General features: G+C 70.9%; 19 protein-coding genes. 8 read left to right on the top strand and 11 right to left on the bottom strand.

What is annotated here, in order from left to right; all coding sequences use genetic code 11:
- Window positions 1–4: 4 nt before the first annotated feature.
- On the bottom strand, window positions 5–505 hold the full coding sequence (locus tag A3CU_RS0116865; protein WP_027943313.1) for a hypothetical protein: 501 nt from the start codon (window positions 503–505) through the stop codon (window positions 5–7).
- A 126-nt stretch (window positions 506–631) separates the two neighbouring features.
- Here A3CU_RS0116865 and A3CU_RS0116860 point away from each other — a divergent pair, with 126 nt between their 5' ends.
- Both A3CU_RS0116860 and A3CU_RS0116855 read left to right on the top strand, forming a co-directional pair.
- Window positions 632–1222, top strand: coding sequence for a TetR/AcrR family transcriptional regulator (locus tag A3CU_RS0116860; protein WP_027943312.1), 591 nt, complete (start codon window positions 632–634; stop codon window positions 1220–1222).
- Window positions 1223–1267: 45 nt separating this feature from the next.
- Window positions 1268–2203, top strand: coding sequence for an LLM class F420-dependent oxidoreductase (locus A3CU_RS0116855; protein WP_027943311.1), 936 nt, complete (start codon window positions 1268–1270; stop codon window positions 2201–2203).
- 209 nt (window positions 2204–2412) lie between these two features.
- On the opposite strand, the gene lipB is transcribed toward A3CU_RS0116855, so the two are convergent.
- The 5 genes from lipB to lpdA all read right to left on the bottom strand — a co-directional run bounded on the left by lipB (window position 2413) and on the right by lpdA (window position 7907).
- Window positions 2413–3120 carry a lipoyl(octanoyl) transferase LipB gene (gene lipB, locus A3CU_RS0116850; RefSeq protein ID WP_027943310.1) on the bottom strand — a complete coding sequence of 236 codons (708 nt, stop codon included), beginning with the start codon at window positions 3118–3120 and terminating at the stop codon, window positions 2413–2415.
- Window positions 3121–3130: 10 nt separating this feature from the next.
- Entirely contained in the window at window positions 3131–3760 is a 630-nt protein-coding gene (locus tag A3CU_RS0116845; RefSeq protein WP_027943309.1) for a phosphatase PAP2 family protein, read from the bottom strand.
- The gene (locus A3CU_RS0116840; protein WP_027943308.1) at window positions 3757–4635 is read right to left on the bottom strand and encodes a TIGR01777 family oxidoreductase; all 879 of its coding nucleotides are present in this window, start codon (window positions 4633–4635) and stop codon (window positions 3757–3759) included. The genes A3CU_RS0116845 and A3CU_RS0116840 overlap by 4 nt, the downstream gene beginning before the upstream one ends.
- Before the next feature lie 98 nt (window positions 4636–4733).
- Complete coding sequence (sucB, locus tag A3CU_RS0116835; protein WP_027943307.1) at window positions 4734–6479, bottom strand: 2-oxoglutarate dehydrogenase, E2 component, dihydrolipoamide succinyltransferase; 1746 nt, start codon at window positions 6477–6479, stop codon at window positions 4734–4736.
- 54 nt (window positions 6480–6533) lie between these two features.
- The gene (gene lpdA, locus A3CU_RS0116830) at window positions 6534–7907 is read right to left on the bottom strand and encodes a dihydrolipoyl dehydrogenase (RefSeq protein ID WP_027943306.1); all 1374 of its coding nucleotides are present in this window, start codon (window positions 7905–7907) and stop codon (window positions 6534–6536) included.
- Window positions 7908–8124: 217 nt separating this feature from the next.
- On the opposite strand from lpdA, the gene A3CU_RS0116825 reads away from it, so the two are divergent.
- The gene (locus A3CU_RS0116825; RefSeq protein WP_027943305.1) at window positions 8125–8466 is read left to right on the top strand and encodes a hypothetical protein; all 342 of its coding nucleotides are present in this window, start codon (window positions 8125–8127) and stop codon (window positions 8464–8466) included.
- Window positions 8467–8695: 229 nt separating this feature from the next.
- Here A3CU_RS0116825 and A3CU_RS0116820 read toward each other — a convergent pair whose 3' ends face one another.
- The gene (locus A3CU_RS0116820; protein WP_027943304.1) at window positions 8696–10189 is read right to left on the bottom strand and encodes a leucyl aminopeptidase; all 1494 of its coding nucleotides are present in this window, start codon (window positions 10187–10189) and stop codon (window positions 8696–8698) included.
- Window positions 10190–10265: 76 nt separating this feature from the next.
- Here A3CU_RS0116820 and A3CU_RS45070 point away from each other — a divergent pair, with 76 nt between their 5' ends.
- Window positions 10266–11297: a hypothetical protein gene (locus A3CU_RS45070; protein WP_052371786.1), complete on the top strand. Its 1032-nt coding sequence runs from the start codon at window positions 10266–10268 to the stop codon at window positions 11295–11297.
- Here the strand turns inward: A3CU_RS45070 and A3CU_RS0116810 are convergent.
- The 3 genes from A3CU_RS0116810 to A3CU_RS45065 form a co-directional block, all read right to left on the bottom strand.
- Complete coding sequence (locus tag A3CU_RS0116810; RefSeq protein WP_027943303.1) at window positions 11239–11529, bottom strand: hypothetical protein; 291 nt, start codon at window positions 11527–11529, stop codon at window positions 11239–11241. The two genes, A3CU_RS45070 and A3CU_RS0116810, sit on opposite strands and share 59 nt — an antisense overlap.
- Window positions 11530–11607: 78 nt before the next feature.
- Entirely contained in the window at window positions 11608–11871 is a 264-nt protein-coding gene (locus tag A3CU_RS0116805; RefSeq protein ID WP_027943302.1) for a type II toxin-antitoxin system RelE family toxin, read from the bottom strand.
- Window positions 11868–12116 carry a type II toxin-antitoxin system prevent-host-death family antitoxin gene (locus A3CU_RS45065; protein ID WP_043841337.1) on the bottom strand — a complete coding sequence of 83 codons (249 nt, stop codon included), beginning with the start codon at window positions 12114–12116 and terminating at the stop codon, window positions 11868–11870. The genes A3CU_RS0116805 and A3CU_RS45065 overlap by 4 nt, the downstream gene beginning before the upstream one ends.
- 36 nt (window positions 12117–12152) lie before the next feature.
- On the opposite strand from A3CU_RS45065, the gene A3CU_RS0116795 reads away from it, so the two are divergent.
- Window positions 12153–13256, top strand: a complete 1104-nt coding sequence (locus tag A3CU_RS0116795) for a branched-chain amino acid aminotransferase (protein ID WP_027943301.1) — start codon at window positions 12153–12155, stop codon at window positions 13254–13256.
- Between the two features lie 48 nt (window positions 13257–13304).
- Here A3CU_RS0116795 and cobT read toward each other — a convergent pair whose 3' ends face one another.
- Entirely contained in the window at window positions 13305–14321 is a 1017-nt protein-coding gene (gene cobT / locus A3CU_RS0116790) for a nicotinate-nucleotide--dimethylbenzimidazole phosphoribosyltransferase (protein ID WP_027943300.1), read from the bottom strand.
- A gap of 278 nt (window positions 14322–14599) precedes the next feature.
- Here cobT and A3CU_RS0116785 point away from each other — a divergent pair, with 278 nt between their 5' ends.
- The 3 genes from A3CU_RS0116785 to A3CU_RS0116775 all read left to right on the top strand — a co-directional run bounded on the left by A3CU_RS0116785 (window position 14600) and on the right by A3CU_RS0116775 (window position 19667).
- Window positions 14600–14986: a VOC family protein gene (locus A3CU_RS0116785; protein ID WP_027943299.1), complete on the top strand. Its 387-nt coding sequence runs from the start codon at window positions 14600–14602 to the stop codon at window positions 14984–14986.
- A gap of 31 nt (window positions 14987–15017) precedes the next feature.
- A complete protein-coding gene (locus tag A3CU_RS0116780) occupies window positions 15018–15566 on the top strand; it encodes a DUF2165 domain-containing protein (RefSeq protein WP_027943298.1) in 549 nt (182 codons plus the stop codon).
- Window positions 15567–15737: 171 nt separating this feature from the next.
- The gene (locus A3CU_RS0116775; RefSeq protein ID WP_027943297.1) at window positions 15738–19667 is read left to right on the top strand and encodes an NACHT and WD repeat domain-containing protein; all 3930 of its coding nucleotides are present in this window, start codon (window positions 15738–15740) and stop codon (window positions 19665–19667) included.
- Window positions 19668–19674 lie beyond the last annotated feature (7 nt).

The following is a 19674-nucleotide window of genomic DNA, read 5'->3' as shown; positions in this document are numbered from 1 at the left end:
ACGTTCACCCGCTGGGCGCGAGCATCCGACGTGGCTTCGAGACCAGATCGCTAGCATGGCCGGCCGGCGTGCCCTGCCGCACCAGTGCCTCGATCGTGGCGCCGACCCGGGTGATCTCCGTGGTGGGCTCCTCGATGCCGGCGAAACCCGCGGTGACCGCCAGCGTCCGCTGCTGGGCTTCGTGGGCCGAGCGCAGTGACGGGTAACGGTCGAGGTTGGCGTCGAGCACGGCGCGCAGGGTCGGGTTGGCGCCGACGGCGCTGTGCCAGGCCCTCAGGATCGCGTCCACGGTGTCGGCGACGTCGAGCAGTTCCGTCTCCAGACGGCCCCCGAACACCAGCGTCCACTTGTGCTGCAGCGCCAGCAGAAGGTTCTCCTCGTCGCCGAACGTGTCGCGGGCGCCGGGAACGTCGGCGAAGGGCAGCGGTGCGCTCGGGTCGCGGCGGGCTTCGCGCAGGACCGCGTCGATGACATCGCGCCGGCGGTAGAAGTCGTGCCAGGTCATGGGATGTTCCCCCTTTCCGCCATGGCCATACCAATGGTTTGCATCATACTGTCGGTATGGTGCTGCCTTCACCATACCACGGGTATGGCCCGCCGGCCCTGCCGTAGGGTGGTGACCGTGGCGACGATTCGATCCCGCCGGCTCGACTATTCGGAGTCGACCCGGTCCGCGCTCGTGGACAGTGCCGTCCACCTGTTCACGAAAAGGGGCTACGCGGGCACTTCCCTGGACGAGGTCGCCCGGCGCGCGCGGGTCACGAAAGGTGCCCTGTATCACCATTTCAACGGCAAGCAGGCCCTCTTCGAAGCGGCGTTCGAGAAGGTGGAGAGCGCTGTTTTAGGGCGCCTGGAAGAAATAACCAACGGGCCGGAACCGCCGTGGGATCGCGCGTTGCACGGGCTGCGCGAATTCATCACCAGTTGCCTCGATCCGGCCTACCAGCGCATCGCGGTCCAGGAGGCACCGGTCGTAATGGGCTGGGAACGCTGGCGGGCCGCCGAGGATAACGCGTCCTTCGGGCTTATCCGGGACAACGTGCGGAACCTCGTCGAGGCCGGTGAGATCGACGATGTCCCGCTGGATGTCACGTCGCGCTTGTTGTTCGGCGCGCTTCTCGCCGCAGCCACGGAGATCGCGACTTCGCCGGATCCGCAGCGGGTCGGTGCTGACGTCGAGACCGTGATCGTTCAGTTGCTGAACCTCATCCGGCGGCGTTGAACCGGCTCACCCGTCTGCCACCACCGCTCAACTAGATTGACCGGCATGGACTTCCGGATCTTCACCGAGCCCCAGCAGGGCGCCGGCTACGACGATTTGCTCAAGATCGCGAAAAGGACCGAGGAAGCCGGCTTCGACGGATTCTTCCGGTCCGACCACTACCTGAAGATGGGGAGCGCGTCGGGCCTGCCCGGGCCCACCGACGCCTGGATCACGCTGGCCGGCCTGGCCAGGGAGACGTCGGCGATCCGGCTCGGCACCCTGGTCACCCCCATCACCTTCCGGCACCCGTCGGTGCTGGCGATCTCCGTGGCCGGGGTGGACCAGATGTCCGGCGGCCGGATCGAACTCGGCCTCGGCTCCGGCTGGTACGAGGCCGAGCACCGCGCCTACGGGATTGAGATGTACGACCTGCCCGAGCGATTCGACCGGTACACCGAACAGTTGGAGATCGTCACCGGGCTGTGGGAGACGCCGGATGGCGAAACCTTCTCCTACACGGGCAAGCATTACCAGCTGGAAGACTCGCCCGCGCTGCCGAAGCCCGTGCAGTCGCCGCGCCCGCCGGTGATCATCGGCGGGGGCGGGAAGAAGCGCACCCCGGCGCTGGCCGCCCGGTTCGCCGACGAGTTCAACGCCGCCTTCGCCGACGCCGACACCGCCGCGGTGCAGTTCGAGCGCGTGGCCGGGGCGGCTCGCGAGATCGGCCGGGACCCGGGCGAGATCATCCGCTCCACGGCACAGGTCGCCTGCGTCGGCCGCGACGAGGCCGAGTTGTCCCGCCGCGCCGCGGCGATCGGCCGGGAAGTGGCCGAGCTGCGGCAGAACGGCCTGGCCGGGACGGTTGCCGAGGTCGTCGACAAGATCGGCGTTTTCCGGGAGAAGGCCGGGGTGTCCCGGATCTACTTCCAGATCCTCGACCTGACCGACCTCGCGCACGTCGAGCTGATCGCCGCCGAGGTCGCCCCGCAGTTCGCCTGAGCTTCGCCCGCCCCGAGGGTCCTTCCGCAGGCCCCTCGGGGGGCCACGCCCGCCCGGGACCCGGGACCGGCGACCTCGCGGTGGCGCGGCTGGTTACGTGCATGAGTGGCCCGTTTATGCCGATTTTCGACAGTACGGGTCACTCATGAAGCAAACCCCCTGACGGCTCCGCCTTGTGGGCCTAGAGGCCCGCAAGACAGAGCAGCGGCTCAGGAAGCGACGGCAGCCGGGCGGGGCAGCCAGTGGTCGGTGACCGGAAGTTCGCCGTCGAGCGCGGCGAGGACGGCGTCCCGGGCCAGCGGAAGCGCCTCGTTGACGGTGACGACGCGATCCAGCTCGAACGACAACGACGTGACCCCGGCATCGCGGATGCCGCACGGGACGATCCGGCCGAACGCCGACAGGTCCGCGTCGCAGTTCAGCTCGAACCCGTGCATGGTCACGCCGCGCTGCACGCGGATGCCGATCGCGGCGATCTTGCGTTCCGGCCCGCGGTCGTCGGCCGGCACCCACACCCCGCTGCGGCCCTCCACCCGCCCGGTGGGCACGCCGAACTGGTCACACACCCTGATCAGCGCCTCCTCGAGCCGCCGCACGTAGTGGACCACGTCGATCGGGTCGCTCAGCTTGATGATCGGGTATCCGACCAGCTGGCCCGGCCCGTGCCAGGTGATCCGGCCGCCGCGGTCCACGTCGATCACGGGGGTGCCGTCGACCGGGCGGTCGGCGGGCTCGGTCCGCTTACCGGCGGTGTAGACCGAGGGATGTTCCAGCAGCAGGAAGGTGTCGGGACCGGTGCCGTCGGCGCGGGCGGTCGCGTAACTGCGTTGCAGTTCCCACGCTTTGAGGTAGTCGATCGTGCCGATCGCGCGGACGTCAACGGGATCTGTAGTGGCGCGGCAGGAAGAAGCGGTCACGTCAAGCAATCTACGCCGGGAGCGTCGCCGCCAGCACGGGCCGTGGTAGCAACCTCACAACGGCCGCGCCGGCCAGCCCGACGCCGAGAACGCCGAGCACCGCGCCGACGGTGTCGGTCAGCCAGTGCACTCCCAGCACCAGCCGGCTGACCGCGACCAGCACGGTGATCGACGCGAACGTGACAATGGCCCAGCGGGTCAGCCGGGGCGCCAGCCACACGCACAGCAGCACCGCGGCCAGGCCCATGCTCGCCGCGGCGACGACGTGCCCGCTCGGATAGCTGAACTGCGCGTACTCGCGCGGCCGGGATCGCTCGAACAGCGGCTTGCCGACCACGCTGGTGAGCCGGCACAGCAGCAGCACCGGCAATGCCCGCAGCAGGACGTCCAGCTCCCGCCGGAGTCCCCGGTGCCAGCACAGTACCGCCGCGACCGGCAACGCGACCGCGAAAACGGTGGGCAACACAATGCCGAACGTGTCGCTGATCACCGTCGTGACCACCCCGGTTGTGCCCCGCCACCAGCCCTGCAGCGCGCCGGCGACGGCAAGATCGATGGGCAGCGGATGTCCGGCGACCGCCGCGCCGAGCAGTACGAACAGGGCGGCCAATGCGCCGCCCAGCAACACCCACCTGATCACCCGACGACCGCCAGGGCCCGCTCCAACCGGGTGTCGGTGAAGGAGAAGCCGGCCTTGGTCAGCACGGCGGGAACGGCCCGCACCGACATCAACGCCAGCTCGTCCGCGGCTTCGCCCAGCACCAGCCGGAGCGCCGAAGCCGGGACCCACCAAGGCGCCGGGCGGTGCAGCACGCGGGCCAGGGTCCGGGTGAACTCCGCGTTCGTGGCCGGTTCGGGCGCGCAGAGGTTGACCGGACCGGTCAGCGTTTCGTGCTCCACCAGGAACCGGATGGCCGCGACCTCGTCGGCCAGGCTGATCCACGGCATGAACTGCCGGCCGTCGCCGAGGCGCGCACCGAGGCCGAGCCGGAACAGCGGCGCCAACGGGCCGAGCAGACCGCCACGGGCGAGCACGAGCCCGGTCCGCAGGTGGACCACGCGTGCACCGGCCCGCACGGCCGGGCCCGTCGCGGCCTCCCACCGCTGGCACAACCCGGCCAGGAACCCCTGCCCCGCGGCCGAGGTCTCGTCGACGACGGTTTCCCCGGTGTCGCCGTAGAAGCTGATGCCCGAAGCGTTGAGCAGGGAAGGGACACCGTGCTCGGCCACCTCCTCGGCGAGCACGTCGGTCGGCTCGATCCGGCTGTCGACGATCATCTGCTTGCGCGCGGCGCTCCACCGCATGCCCATCGGCGAGCCGCACAGGTTGATCACCGCGTCGACCCCGTCGAACGCACCGTCCTCGACGCGACCGGCGGGCGGATCCCAGCGGTATTCACCGGCCGCGGGCGACGAGGCCCGGACCAGCCGCCGCACCTCGTGGCCGGACTCCCGCAGCGCGGCCATCAGCGGCCGGCCGATCAAGCCGCTGGACCCGGCGATCAGGATGCGCATGTGTCGATCGTTGCTCACCATCCGCGGCCACGCACCTCCGGGTAGCAGCAACAACCCCCTTCCCCGGCCGGGGAAGGGGGTTGCGGCTCTCGTGATTCCTACAGGCCGAGTTCGTCGGCGAACTGACCCTCTTCCAGCCGGTGCTTGATGGTGGTGAGGAACCGGCCGGCGTCGGCCCCGTCGATGAGCCGGTGGTCGTAGGTGAGCGCCAGGTAGGCCATCGACCGGATCGCGATCGTGTCCTGCCCTTCCGCATCGGTCACCACGACCGGCCGCTTCACCACCGCGCCGACGCCCAGGATCCCGGACTGCGGCTGGTTGATGATCGGCGTGTCGAACAGCGCGCCGTTGCTGCCCAGGTTCGTCACCGTGAAGGTGCCGCCGGACAGCTCGTCCGGCTTGGCCTTGTTCGACCGGGTCCGGGCGGCCAGGTCGGCGATGCGGGTGGCCAGCCCGGCCAGGTTGAGCTGGCCGGCGTTGTGGATCACCGGGGAGAGCAGGCCCTTCTCGGTGTCCACCGCGATCGCCAGGTGCTCGTCGTCGAAGTAGGTGATCTCCTTGGTGTTCTCGTCGAAGTAGGCGTTGATGTTGGGGTGCTGCTTGAGCGCCTCGATCGTCGCCTTCGCGAAGAACGGCAGGAAGGTCAGCTTCACGCCCTCGCGCTCGAGGAACTGCGCCTTCGCGCGGTCCCGCAGCCGGGCCACCTTGGTCATGTCGACCTCGAAGACCTGGGTGAGCTGCGCGGAGGTCTGCAGCGACTCCCGGGTGCGCTGGGCGATCAGCTGCCGGATCCGGCTCGCCTTCTGGACCGTGCCGCGCAACGCGGCCAGCTCCGGCGAGACGGCGGCGGGAGCCGGCCTGCTGGGCTGGGCCGCCGCCGGAGCCGGCGCTGCCGGAGCCGCGGTCTTCTGCTTCGCCTCCGCCGCGGCCAGCACATCCTGCTTACGGATCCGGCCGCCCACGCCGCTGCCGGTCAGCGACGACAGGTCGATCCCGTGCTCGGTCGCCAGCTTGCGCACCAGCGGCGTGACATACGGCGCGGTGCCGTTGCCCTCGGCTTCCGCGCTCGGCGCGGGAGTCTCCGCGACGGGCTGCGGGGCGGGCTGAGGTGTCGGCCGGGGCGGCTCGGGCGCGGGCGCGGGCCGTGCGGCCTCCGGCGCGGGGGCCGGAGCGGGCGGCTCGGGCGTCGGGGCCGGAGCGGGAGCGGCTGCCGGCGCGGCGCCGGGGGCGCCGATCACCGCGAGCCGGCCACCGACCTCGACGGTCTCGTCCTCGGCCGCGCTGATCTCCAGCAGCACCCCGGCCACCGGCGACGGGACCTCCGTGTCGACCTTGTCCGTGGAGATCTCCAGCAGCGGCTCGTCCACCTCGACCGAGTCGCCGACCTGCTTGAGCCACCGGGTCACCGTGCCCTCGGTGACGCTCTCACCGAGTTCCGGCAGGGTGACCGGCGTGCCCTGCGCCGCCGCCGGGCTGGGCGCGGCGGCGGCCGGTACCGGCTCGGGCGCGGGAGCGGCCGGGGCCGGCTGTGGTTCGGCGGCGGGCGCGGGCTGCGCGGGCTGCGCGGGCTGCGCCGGTTCGGCGGGTGCGCTCGCGCCACCGCCGGAACCGTCGTCGATCACGGCGAGTTCGCCGCCCACCTCGACCGTCTCGTCCTCCTTGGCGACGATCCGCTGGAGAACACCGGCCACCGGCGACGGGACTTCCGTGTCGACCTTGTCCGTGGAAATCTCCAGCAACGGCTCGTCGACCGCTACCTGGTCACCCTCCTGCTTCAGCCACCGGGTGACGGTGCCCTCCGTGACGCTCTCCCCGAGCTCCGGCAATGTGACGGAGTAGGCCATCGTTCGCTGACTCCTTGAATCTTCTTGGTGTGGTCGAAAGTGCTGGGAGGTTCGTCAGCTGTGCACGTGCAGTGGCTTGCCGGCCAGGGCAAGGTGTGCTTCGCCGAGGGCCTCGGTCTGGGTGGGGTGGGCGTGGATCAACGGGGCGACGTCCTCCGGGAAGGCTTCCCAGTTGTAGATCAGCTGGGCCTCGCCGATCAGCTCGCCGACCCGGTCGCCCACCAGGTGCAGGCCCACGACCGGTCCGTCGGGGGCCTTGACCAGCTTGATCGCGCCGGAAGTCTTGAGGATCTGGCTCTTGCCGTTGCCGCCGAGGTCGTAGGTGAAGGTGGTGACCCCCTGGCCGTAGCGATCCTTGGCCGCGGCCTCGGTGAGCCCGACCGAGGCGACCTCCGGGTGAGAGTAGGTGACGCGGGGGATGCCCGACTCGTCGATCCCGCGCGGGGCCAGGCCGGCGATCTCCTCCGCGACGAAGATGCCCTGCTGGAAACCGCGGTGCGCGAGCTGCAGGCCGGGCACGATGTCGCCGACGGCGTAGACGTTCGGCAGGTTGGTGCGCAAGCGGTCGTCGGTGAGCACGAAGCCGCGGTCCATCCCGACCCCGGCCTCCTCGTAGCCGTGGCCGGCGGTGTTCGGGCCGCGGCCGACCGCGACCAGCAGCAGATCGGCCTCCAGGGTCTCGCCGGTCTCCAGCGACACCGCGACGCCGTTCTCGTCCTGCCTGGCACCGGTGAACTTCACCCCGGTCTTGAACGCGATCTTGCGGCGGCGGAAGGCGCGCTCGAGCTGCTTGGAAGCGAACTCGTCCTCGTTGGGCACCAGCCGCGGCAGCGCCTCGACGATGGTCACGTCGACCCCGAAGGAGGCCCACACGCTGGCGAACTCGACACCGATCACGCCGCCGCCGAGCACGACGACCTTCTCCGGGATGTAGTCCAGGGACAGCGCGTCGTCGCTGGTGATGATCCGGCCGCCCAGTTCCAGGCCGGGCAGGCTCTTGGCGTAGGAACCCGTCGCCAGGATCACGTTCTTGCCGGTGTAGCGCCGGCCGTCGACGTCGACCGCGTTCGGCGCCACGAAGGTGCCGGTGCCCTCGACGAGGTTCACCTTGTGCGACTTGGCCAGGCCCTGCAGCCCCTTGTAGAGGCGGGCGATGATGCCTTCCTTGTACTTGTTGACCCCTGCGATGTCGATGCCTTCGAGGGTGGTCTTGACCCCGAACTGCTCACCGTCGCGCGCGACGTCGGCGACTTCCGCCGCGTGCAGGAGCGCCTTGGTGGGAATGCAACCCCGGTGCAGGCAGGTCCCGCCCAGTTTGTCCTTCTCGATCAGGATCACGGAAAGGCCCAGCTCGGCCGCGCGGAAAGCGGCGGCGTAGCCGCCCGATCCGCCACCAAGGATCACCAGGTCGGCGGAGGTATCGGTCACTTCGAATACTCCTCGGTGAGCTCGTTCGCAGAACTCTTCGACGTCTTTACTGCTTCTCGGCCTCCTCATCTTGTCACTAGGCACTTCCCTGTCGCGACAGAGGCGGTAGTGCCGGTGAACACAGTCGGAGGCGTTTTCGACGGCTGGGCGCGGGGGTGTATTACTCGGCGCACACGTGATCGCCTGCATAATGGCGGCCACACGGCGGAGGATAGAGGTGGTGGAGGTGGGTCTGTTCGACTCGCTGCGCCGCAGACGTGGCCGGCCGGGCACGCTGAGGGGACCCAGTGAAAACGACACGACGCATCTGGAGAACTGGGCGGCGACGCGCCACGGGGTCGAGGCCTACGTGGAGCCTCGAACCAATTTCACCGACACCACCGTGGTCTTGATCGCGCACGACGGCGAATGGACCCGCCGCCGCATCGGCAGCCTGGACGCGGCGCAGCGCTTCGGGCGCAAGCACGGCATCCCGGTCTACGAGGTCGCGCGCGTCGGCTATCCCAAGCGCATGCGCGAATACACCCAGCGCCTGAAGCGCCAGGGCGGTCAGGACTGACCACCCCGGCGCAGTGTTATTCAGAACGTGTTCGGGTAGTCAGGCCGTGACTTCTCCTCGTCGGCTGCCGGTTGGTCACGATGGCGGCCTGCCTCCCCGCCCACGTGAAGGGGGTCTGGGGGCTTGCCCCCAGTCGGGGTGTGGGGCGGAGCCCCACAGCACACCGTCGTGCGCTGTCACCGAGTGTGCCCATCTCGCGTTTTGAATAGCCCTCCGGCCTGCGTGGGGTTCAGCCGTTGTCCGCGATGTCGGCGAGGACGGCCGCGATGGTGCGGACGGGCACACCCGTGCCGCCCTTGCCGGTGTAGCCCCACGGGGAACCGGTGTTGAACGCCGGGCCGGCGATGTCGATGTGCGCCCACGGCAGGTCGTCGGCGACGAACTCGCGCAGGAAGATCCCGGCCGCGAGCATGCCGCCCCAGCGGTGGCCGGTGACGTTGGCCAGGTCGGCCAGCCGGGAGTCGAGATCGCCGCGCAGCTCCTCGGGCAGCGGCATCGGCCAGCCGTTCTCCCCGGTGGCCTGCGCGATCGCCGCGACCCGGTCGCGGAAGTCGTCCGAACCCATGATCCCGGCCGTCCGGTTGCCCAGCGCGACCATCTGGGCGCCGGTCAGCGTAGACGTTTCGATCAGGTAGTCGGGCTCGTCCTCGGCGGCGCGCACCATCGCGTCGGCCAGCACGAGCCGGCCCTCGGCGTCGGTGTTGAGCACCTCGACGGTCTTTCCGCCGTACATGCTGAGCACGTCGCCGGGCCGGTAGGAGGTGCCGGACGGCAGGTTCTCCGCGAGCGGGATGTTGGCGGTGACATCCAGCGGGTACCGAAGCTTCGCGGCGAGCACCACGGAAGCCAGCACGGCCGCCGCCCCGGACATGTCCGAGGTCATGTGGTCCATGTTCGCGGCGGGCTTGATCGAGATGCCGCCCGAGTCGAAGGTGATGCCCTTGCCCACCAGCGCGATCTTCTTGCGGGCCTTCGCGCCCCGGTAGCGCACCCGGACCAGGCGGGGCGGGCGCGCGGAGCCGCCGCCGACGCCGAGGATCCCGCCGAATCCCTTGCGCTTCAACGCCTTCTCGTCCAGGACCTCGAACTCGAGCCCGTTGGCGTCGGCGAGCTTTCCGGCGCGCTCGGCGAAGGAGGCCGGGAACAGGTCGTTCGGCGGGGTGTTGATCAGGTCACGCGCGATGATGACCGACTCGGCGATCGCGGTCGCGGCCTTCAGCGTCGCCTTGTGCGCCCGCGCGGTGCCGTCGGCGGGGCTGACGAAGTCCACCGCGCCGACGGGGCCGTCGCCGGGCTCGGACCGGTATTCGGTGAAGGTGTAGGCGCCCAGCGCGGTGCCCTCCACCGCGGCCTGGAGATCCATTGTGGACAGTGTGGACACCGCCCGCGCGGTGCCCGCCAGCGCGCGGGCGGCCGCTCCGGCGGCCCGCCGCACCTGCTCGCCGGTGACCGTCCCGTCGGCACCGGGCTTGCCGAGGCCGACCGCGAGGACGACGCCCGCGGGCAGCTTGCCCAGCGTCGGCAGCTTCACGGTCTCTTCGGCCTTGCCGCTCGCACCGAGCGTGGACAGCACGCTGGCGAGCTTGCCGTCGAACGCGGCGTCGACCGCTTCCGCGCCCGGCGCGAGCGTTATCGCGTTCTCGCCCTTGAGGATGCCGATCACCACGACGTCGGCGCGGCTGAGTTCGGTCTTCTCGGTAAGGGCAAACTTGGGCACGGTCACGATGGCTCCTTGTGGTGGGACAGGGATCGTGAGTCATGCTAATGAGGAGTTCCTCATCGAGGGCAGGTGGTAGGCGATGTGGCTGGGTGCCGGACTGCTGGTCGCGCTGGCCGCGGGTGCGGCGGTGGCGGGCTGGTGGCTTCTCGCCGGCATCGCGCTGGCCGGATTGCTCGCCGGGTTGCAGGTGGCCGGCTCCGCCACCGTCCACCCCCGCGCCGAATGGCTGCTCGACGGCGCACGGACCGCCGCCCGGCTGGCCGGCGTGCCGCTGTTCGCCGCGGCTTTCGCCGGTTACCTCGTTCCGCGGTACTCCGCCCTCACCGCGTTGGGGGTGGTGCTGCTGGTCACCGCGGTGGACGCGGCCGGTTTCACCCTGCCCCGCCCGGCGCGCGGCTGGCTGCTCGGCGTCCTGCTCGCCGCGGCGGCCGGGCTGGTCGCGGTCTGCCTGGCGATCCCGCCCGCGCCGGCCGTGGGCGGGACCCCGCCGTTCAGCGGGGCGTTCGCCGCCGCGGCGGTGTTCTTCCCGTTGCTGACCGGCGGCCGGGGGCGTGGGGGTCAAGGCCGCAAAAAGGCTTGGTGGCTGGCCGGATCGGTCGCCGTGGCCCTGGCGGTGTGCGCCGCCGCGCTGTACCAGATGGGCGGTGTGCGCCTCGGCCTTTCCCGGGTGCCGCTGCGGGATCTGCTGGCCGCGGGGGACGCGCAGGCACTCCTGCCCCTGCTCGCCGGGGTGGTGGTCATCGCCACCGTGCCCGCCGCGCTGGGGGCGCTGGCGCAGGCGCGGGCCCGGTTCTCGGTGCGGCCCGTGGCGTCGATGGCCTGCGGCGCGGTCGCGGCGGTGGGCGCGGTGTTGCTGGAACCGGTGGAGGCGCTGCTGCTCGCGGCCGCGCTGGCGCTGGCCGAGGTGCTGGTGGCGGGCCTGCTCACGTTGTCGGCCCGGCGATGGGACGTGCGCGCGGTGCTGAGCGTGCTGCTCGCGATCGTCCTGCTGGCCCGGATTCCGCCCGGCTACCTGTTGCTGGCGGTGGTGTTCGTCGCCGTGGCCGCCGTGATCAGGAGGTCAGCGCGACCACGCCGACCGTCAGAACAGCCGAGAACAACGCCAGAATGACCACCGACCTGGTCGACGGGTCGCGCGGGAAGAACTTCCCGCCCTGCATGTGGCGCCAGCCCAGGGCGGCGAAGAGCGCGATGATCAGGCCGAGGATGACTCCGCCACCGCTTCCGTCGACCATGGCGTACCCGAGGAACGTGAGCACGCCGGCGGCGTAGGTCAGCAGTGTCGCGGCGATGAAGGTGCGTACGTCCGAGGCCGTCCCGGCCGATACCTTGTTTTCCAGCACAGTCCGATGTTAGCCGCCAACGTGCATCGAGCCGCCCCACTCGTGCGCACGTACCTTGAGACAGCACGCCTGGCCAGGTCAGAGGTTCCGGTAGACCTCTCGCCGACGACCCAGGTCGACGACCACCACGACCAGGCGGCCGTCGTCGATCGTGTAGATGATGCGGTAATCGCCCACTCGCATCCGGTAGGCGCCGTTGAGACCCTTGAGGGCCTTTACGCCAATTGGTCGTGGTTCGTTTTGGAGGCCATAGATCGCGGTCTGCAGGCGCCGGCGAACGGGCTTGTCCAGTTTGGCCAACGCTCGCATGGCCTCGCGGGTGATCTCGATCGAGTACCTCACTCGTCGACGGCTCCGGTCTCCAGCATCCGGACGGCCTCATCCCATGCCACGGTGGGCTCGCCGGCCTCTAGCACGCGAGCAGCGCGCGCGGCCCAGTAGGCGTCTTCTTCCTCTTCTGAGCGCTCTGCGACGTCGACGGGCACGATCGCCGCCACGCGCCGGCCGCGCTTGGTCACGTACACGCGCCGGCCCTCGCGATCGACAAGATCCAGCAAGTCGGCCAGGTGGTTGTGTCGGCCGGGCAATCGTTGGACGTCCGATTAAGCGTTATCCTCATGCCCATGACTACGACGAAGCCCTTCACCCGTACCCCGAATCCCGCTCCCGCGTCCGAGGAACGGGTAGCCGAGGTACTGGCGAAGCCGGGCTTCGGGAAGTACTTCACCGACCACATGGTGACGCTGCGCTGGACCACCGAGCGTGGCTGGCACGACGGCGCGGTGCGCGGCTACGAGCCCGTGACCCTGGATCCGGCGACGTCGGTGTTTCACTACGCGCAGGCGATCTTCGAGGGGCTCAAGGCGTACCGGCAGCCGGACGGCTCGATCGCCGCCTTCCGTCCCCAGGCGAACTCGGCGCGGTTCCGCGCGTCGGCCCGCCGGATGGCCATGCCGGAACTGCCGGAGGAGCTGTTCGTCGAGTCGTTGCGCGAGCTGATCGCGGTGGACGGCCGGTGGGTGCCCACCAAGGCGGGCGATTCGCTGTACCTGCGCCCGTTCATGATCTCGACGTCGGTCGGGCTCGGCGTGAACGCGCCGGCCAGTGAGTACCTCTACACCGTGATCGGCTCGCCCGCGGGCTCCTACTTCTCGGGTGGGGTCAAGCCGGTGACCGTGTGGCTGTCCACCGAGTACGTCCGGGCCGCTCCGGGCGGCACCGGGGCGGCGAAGTGCGCCGGGAACTACGCGGCCTCCTTCGTCGCGCAGGCACAGGCCGTCGAGCACGGCTGCGACCAGGTCGTGTGGCTCGACGCGGTCGAGCGGCGGTGGGTCGAGGAGATGGGCGGGATGAACCTGTTCTTCGTCTTCGGCTCCGGCCCCGACGCCCGGGTCGTGACGCCCGAGCTGACCGGTTCGCTCCTGCCGGGCGTGACGCGCAGTTCGCTGCTGCGGCTGGCGGCGGACTTCGGGCACAAGGTGGAGGAACGCCGGATCTCCGTCGAGGAGTGGGCGAAGGCGGCGGCCTCCGGTGAGCTGACGGAGGTGTTCGCCTGCGGCACGGCCGCGGTGATCACGCCGGTCGGGGCCGTCAAGCACGCCGATGGCGAGTTCAGCATCGCCGGCGGGCAGCCCGGCGAGCTGACCATGAAGCTGCGCGCCGAGCTCACCGGCATCCAGGAGGGCACCCGTCCCGACCCGCACGACTGGATGTACCCGCTGGCCTGAGCGGTCCCCAACGGTCGCTGGTAGCGGGGGCTCGCGCCGAGATCCCCGCTACCAGTCCCGGGTGGCGACGTCGGTGAGCAGGCGGGTCGCCATGGTCAACAGCGGCAGTGCCGTGGCCGCGCCGGCCCCCTCGCCGAGGCGGATGCCGAGATCCAGAATCGGTTGCAGCGCAAGGTGTTTCAGCACCAGCTCGTACGCGGGCTCGGGGCTGCGATGGGCCGCGACCCACCACGAACGTGCCCCCGGCGCGAGTTCCTCGGCCACCAGCGCGGCCGCGCCGACGGTGAGTCCGTCCAGCAGCACCGGAGTCCGTCGCACCGCGGCTTGCGCGAGAAACCCGGTGATGGCGGCGAGATCCGCGCCGCCGACGGTGCGCAGCAGGGCGAGCGGATCGCCGAGCACGGGACGTGCCCGGCGCAGCGCGTCCCGGATCGCGGCCGCCTTCCGCATCCACGCGGCGTCGTCTATCCCGGAGCCCCGCCCCACGACGGCGACCGGCTCGGTGCCGGTCAACGCCGCGACGAGGGTGGCCGACGGAGTGCTTGCGCCGACCCCGAGGTCGCCCGCGACGAGCAGGTCGGCGCCGCCGTCCACCTCGGCGTCGGCCACCTGGATCCCGGCCTGTAGTGCCGCCTCGACCTCTTCGTCGGTCAGCGCGTCCTCGATGTGGATGCGGCCGGACCCCCGGCGCACCTTGAACCCCGCGACGGGCGTGTCGGCGTCCACTCCCACGTCGATCACGCGCAGCCCGGCACCGGCGACCTGGGTCAGCGCGTTGGTCACGCCGCCGCCGGTGAGAAGCGCGGTGACCCGCCGTGCGGTGACTTCCTGGGGGTAGGCCGACACGCCCAGGGCGGCCACCCCGTGGTCCGCGGCGAACACGACCACGCGGGGTCGGGTGAACGGGCGCGGCGGTGACTGGCCCTGGCAGGCGGCGATCCAGGCACCCAGATCCTCGAGCCTGCCCAGGGAGGCCACCGGTTTGACCAAGGTGGCGTGCCGTCGCAACGCCGCGGCGTGGGCGGACTCGTCGGGCTGGACGACTGGGGCGAACTCAACGGTCACGGCGACAACCTAGCCGCCGTGATCTCTCCCTGGGAACCGCCCTGCCCGACACTGCTCGGTCGGATCCGGAAACCAGGGCATCCCCGCGGCCGGCCGGCCCGCGGTCCGAACCTGACGGACACCGGCCGCCGGAGGTCCACTGTGGAGTCGCGCGCCGGAGGCCTCGGATTTGGGCAGGCAGGCCGCCGACTTCGGAAAGCCAGGGCCACGCGGGAGTCACGGCCTGGCTACCCAAATCCGGTCGCGCGTACTTCGAACACTGCCTAGGGTCGGAGACCGTGCGCATCGACCGGCTCGACCACCTGGTCCTCACCGTCGCCGACATCGGCGTGACCGTGGACTTCTACACCCGGGTGCTGGGGATGGAGGCGGTGACGTTCGGCGCGGGCCGCACCGCGCTCGCCTTCGGCCACAGCAAGATCAATCTGCATCGCGCGGGTCACGAGTTCGAGCCGAAGGCCCACCGCCCGACGCCCGGCAGCGCCGACCTGTGCCTGATCACCACCGATCCGCTGGACCAGGTGATCGAAGAGCTCGCCGCACACGGCGTCCCGGTCGAGGAGGGACCGGTCCAACGCACCGGCGCCACCGGGCCCATTCTCAGCGTCTACTTCCGGGATCCCGACCGTAACCTGATCGAGGTAAGTTCTTACCGCGACGAGTGATTTCCTGGCAAGAATCACTAGAGTCCAGGTCATGCGTCTCATCGCCAGACTGGGAAGCCTGTCTCTGGCCGTCGCGGCACTCACCATCATCACTGCCGTCCAGATGACGCTGGTCACCATCGACAACCTCATCGACTACGACACGAACTACGCGTTCGTCCAGCACGTGCTGGCCATGGACACCACCTTCCGCGCGCCGTCGATGATGTGGCGCGCGATCACCGCGCCCGGCCTGATCACCACGGCCTACCTCGTGATCATCGCGTGGGAGGCGGTCACGTCCGCGCTCCTGCTGGCGGGCAGCGTGGCCTGGATGCTCCGCCGCCCGCTGGCGCGCCGGCTGTCGGCCGCCGGCTGGGTGCTGCAACTGACCCTGTTCGCCGGTGGCTTTCTCGCGCTGGGCGGCGAATGGTTCCAGATGTGGCAGTCCTCGAAGTGGAACGGCCTCGATTCGGCGACGCGCTACCTGCTGCTGGCCGCGGTGGGCCTGATCCTCGTCCATCTGCTGCCGGCACGTGAAAACGGCCGGCTCGACCGGTCTGGAGGAAGCCGGGAGCGGGCTGTCGAAAGGTCACGGTAGTCGCCGCGCCGCCGAGAAAACCCCCAGAACTTCTCGGCGGCGCGTCAACATCATGACAGCGGATCCCCCGGTCGGCCTGGACCGATCCGATCCGGTCGCTAAAATCCCTGCTGAACGCGGTACGCGGGGTTTCCGGTCCGGAGTCACGACGGGGAGGACAGGCCCGAGGAGATGGTCGATTCCGGCTCGGATCGGTTGCCACGTGAGACCTTCGCCGAACGTTTTTCCTTGCTCTACGCCCAAGCCGGCGACCCGCCGCTGAAGCAGGTGACCAATGCGGTCGCGCGGGCTGCGCGGGTCGACGAACGCGGCCATCGGGTCCGGGTCGTGCCGCAGCGGGTGAGTGACTGGCGGCGCGGACGCAACGTTCCCGCCCGGTTCGCCGCGCTCGCGATCGTGCTGGAAGTCCTCATCACCCAGGCTCGCCGCCTTCGCCCGAAGCCGACCGTGGAAGGTCTCTACGATCTTCCCGCATGGCGGGCGTTGTGGCGTGAGGCGCTGGACACACCCGTGTCCGCGCCGCCCACGGAGACGACCGGCCGGGACCACGGGGTGTGCCCCTATCGCGGGCTGTCCGCCTTTCGCCCGGAGGACTCCACCTGGTTCTTCGGGCAGGACCGGAGCCGGGACATGTTGGTGTCGTGGCTGGTCGAGGCGATGCACAGCGGAGGAATCGTCGCGCTGGCCGGCGCGTCCGGCGCCGGAAAGTCCTCCCTGGTGCACGCCGGGCTGATCCCCGCGCTCGCCCGCGGCGCACTGCCCGTCGCCGGTTCCGCCGCCTGGCCGACCGTCGTGATCACCCCGACCAATGATCCGGTCAAGCAGTTGACCACCGAAATCCCCGCGCTGGCACGGGCATCCGGTCCGGACGAGATCCGGGCCGCGGTCGCGGCCGAGGCCGAGCGCCGCGGCGGTTCCGGGGCGCGGCTGGTGCTCGTGGTCGACCAGTTCGAGGAAACCTTCACGGTCTGCGAGGACGAGGAAAAGCGCCGACAGTTCGTGCACGCGCTGCACGCCGCTTGCTCGGACGGCGGCGCCGGCCTGGTGCTGGTGGCGGTGCGGGCCGACTTCTACGGTCAGTGCCTGGAGCATCCGCAACTGGCCGAGGCGCTGCAGGCCCGCTCGATGGTGCTCGGCGCGATGACCGCGGCGGAGCTGCGGGAGGCGGTGACCGGCCCGGCGAAGTCGGCCGGGCTGCAACTGGAGACCGGGCTCACCGACCTCATTCTGCGCGACCTCGACGTCCAGAATGGACATTCGAGGGGCGCGTACAACGCCGGGGCGCTGCCGCTGCTTTCGCACGCGCTGCTGGCGACCTGGCAGCGCCGCCAGAACGGGAAGCTCACCATCGCCGGCTACCGGGCCGCGGGCGGTATCCATCGGGCCGTGGCCGAGACCGCCGAACGCGCGTGGGGCAACCTCGACCCGGCCGGTCAGGCCGCCGCGCGGCGGATGCTGTTGCGGCTGATCCGGGTCGGGGACGACACGCAGGACACACGCCGCCGGTGCGACCGCCACGAACTGGTGGAACAGGCGCCGGACGCGGGGGCTGCGGAGCGGGCTCTGGAGACGTTGGCCAGCGCCCGGCTGCTGACCCTGGACGCGGAGTGGGTCGAGATCACCCACGAGGCCCTGTTGCATGCCTGGCCCCGGCTACGGCGGTGGATCGGCGCCGACCGCGCGGGCAACCTGCTGCGCCAGCGGCTGGAGGAGGACGCGCGCGCCTGGGAGTCGGAGAAGCGCGACGCTTCGATGCTGTACCGGGGAGCGAGGCTGGACAACGTCCAGCAGTGGGCCACCACCGGGGGGCAGGAATCGGTGAGTGCGGTCGCCCAGGCCTTTCTCGCCTTCTCCGTGCGGCACAGGCGAAGGATCTCGTGGTTGGGCCGCTCCGCGGTCGCGCTGGTGGTCGTGTTCGCGCTGACCGCCGTGCTCGCCGCCGTCGTCGCGGTCGAGCAGCGCGACGACGCGCGCTTCCAGCAGGTCCTGTCCGCGGCGGACCAGCTGGCCGACAGCGATCCGTCGTTGTCGGCCCTGCTCGCTCTGGTCGCGCACCGGATGCAGCCGCGCGACACCGACGTCGACACCCGGCTGCTGTCTGCCGAACACCAGGCGCTGGGCATGCCGATGCTCGGGCACACCGGCGCGGTGTACCTGACCTCGTTCAGCCCGGACGGCAACGTCCTGGCGACCGCCAGCTACGACCGCACCGCCCGGCTGTGGGATGTCCGCGACCGCGCCCACCCCAAATCATTAGGCGTGCCGCTGACCGGGCACACCAGTTGGGTCAGCACGGCCGTGTTCAGCCCGGACGGCCGCACGCTGGCCACCGCGGGCGACGACGGCACGGTACTGCTGTGGGACGTCACGGACCCGGCCCACCCGCGCCGGCTCGGCGACCCGGTCACCCGCCACGACGGCACCATCTACCTGGTCGCGTTCAGCCCGGACGGGCGGCTGCTGGCCACCGCCGACGAGGACCACACCGTCCGGCTGTGGAACGTCGCCGACCCGCGCGCGCCGGAGGATCTGGGCGTGCTCGGCGGCCACACGCAGGCCGTCCGCTCGGTGGCCTTCAGCCCCGACGGGCACACGATCGCCGCCGGGAGCGACGACACCACCGTGTTGTTGTGGGACATCACCGATCCGCACGCCCCGGTGCCACTGGGTGAACCGCTGAACGGGGGCACCGACACCGTGCATTCGGTGGCGTTCAGTCCCGACGGCCGGCTGCTCGCCGCCGGCAGCGCGGACAAGACCGTGCGGCTGTGGGACGTCGGCAACCGGGCCGCCCCTCTCCAGCAGGGCGCGCCCCGCATCGGGCATGCGGGTGCGGTGTGGTCGGTGACGTTCAGCCCGGACAGCAAGGTGCTGGCCAGCACCGGAGCCGATGGCACGGCCCGGTTGTGGAACCTGGCCAACCCGGCCAGGGCGGCCGAGCTGGAAAATCCGCTGGCCGGGGGCGCCGGGTACGCGGTGTCGTTCAGCCCTGACGGGCGGTTCGTCGCCACCGGTGGTCAGGACGGCGTGGTGCGGTTGTGGTCGCTCCCGGCCACCGTGCTGGCCGGTCACACCGCCGACGTGGGTGCGGTCGCGTTCACCCGGGACGGGCGGGTCATGGGCACCGGCTCCAGCGACCACACGCTGCGGTTGTGGGACGTGCGCGACCCGGACCGGCCGGTCCCGCTCGGCCGGCCGCTGGTCGCCCCCGCCCAGATCTGGTCCATGTCGTTCTCACCGGACGGGCGGACGCTGGCCGCGGGCCTCGCCGACCGGACGGTGTGGCGGTGGAACATCGCCGATCCCGCGAATCCGGCGCCGCTGGGCGACCCGCTCGCCCTGGGCGTCCGCTACGCCAACCCCGTCACGTTCAGCCCGGACGGCCGGATCATGGCGACCAACGACGACGACCAGACCGTCCAGCTGTGGGATCTGGCCGATCCGGCCCGCCCGGTCCGGCTCGGGCCGCCGCTGACCGGGCACACCGGCTATGACAACGCGATCGCGTTCACCCCCGACGGCCGCACGATGGCCACCGGCAGCAGTGACCAGACGGTGTCGCTGTGGAACGTCGCCGATCCGGCCCACCCGGTCCGGCTCGGTGAGCTCACCGGGCAATCCGGCGCGATCAACTCGGTGACGTTCAGCCCGGACGGCCGGACGATGGCCACCGGCGGCGACGACAAGACCGTCCGGCTCTGGAACGTGGCCGACCCCGCGCATGCCAGCCCCCTCGGCCGGCCGTTGACCGGCTTCGGCGGCCTGGTCAAGAAGGTGGCGTTCAGCCCCGACGGCACCCGCCTGGCCGCGTCCGCCGACGACGGCACGGTGCTGCTGTGGGACGTGTCCGACCCCGCGACCGCGGTGAGCTACGGCTTGCCGCTGAGCGTGGGATCGAGCAACACGACGGTCTCGGTGGCCTTCGGCGCCGACGGGACGACCATGGCGACCACGGGCGGCGCCTACACCGCGCTGCTCTGGGACGTGGACGTCAACCACGCCATCGCCCGTATCTGCGGTGCGACCCGGGGCGTGCTCACCCGCGAGATCTGGCAGCAGCACCTGCCGCAGGTGCCTTACGACCCGCCTTGCCCGTCCTGACGGCGGG

Source organism: Amycolatopsis taiwanensis DSM 45107, from assembly GCF_000519205.1.
Taxonomy (GTDB): Bacteria; Actinomycetota; Actinomycetes; order Mycobacteriales; family Pseudonocardiaceae; genus Amycolatopsis_E; species Amycolatopsis_E taiwanensis.
Note: the sequence above shows the minus strand (reverse complement) of the source record. Positions and strands in the feature narration are given on the sequence as shown.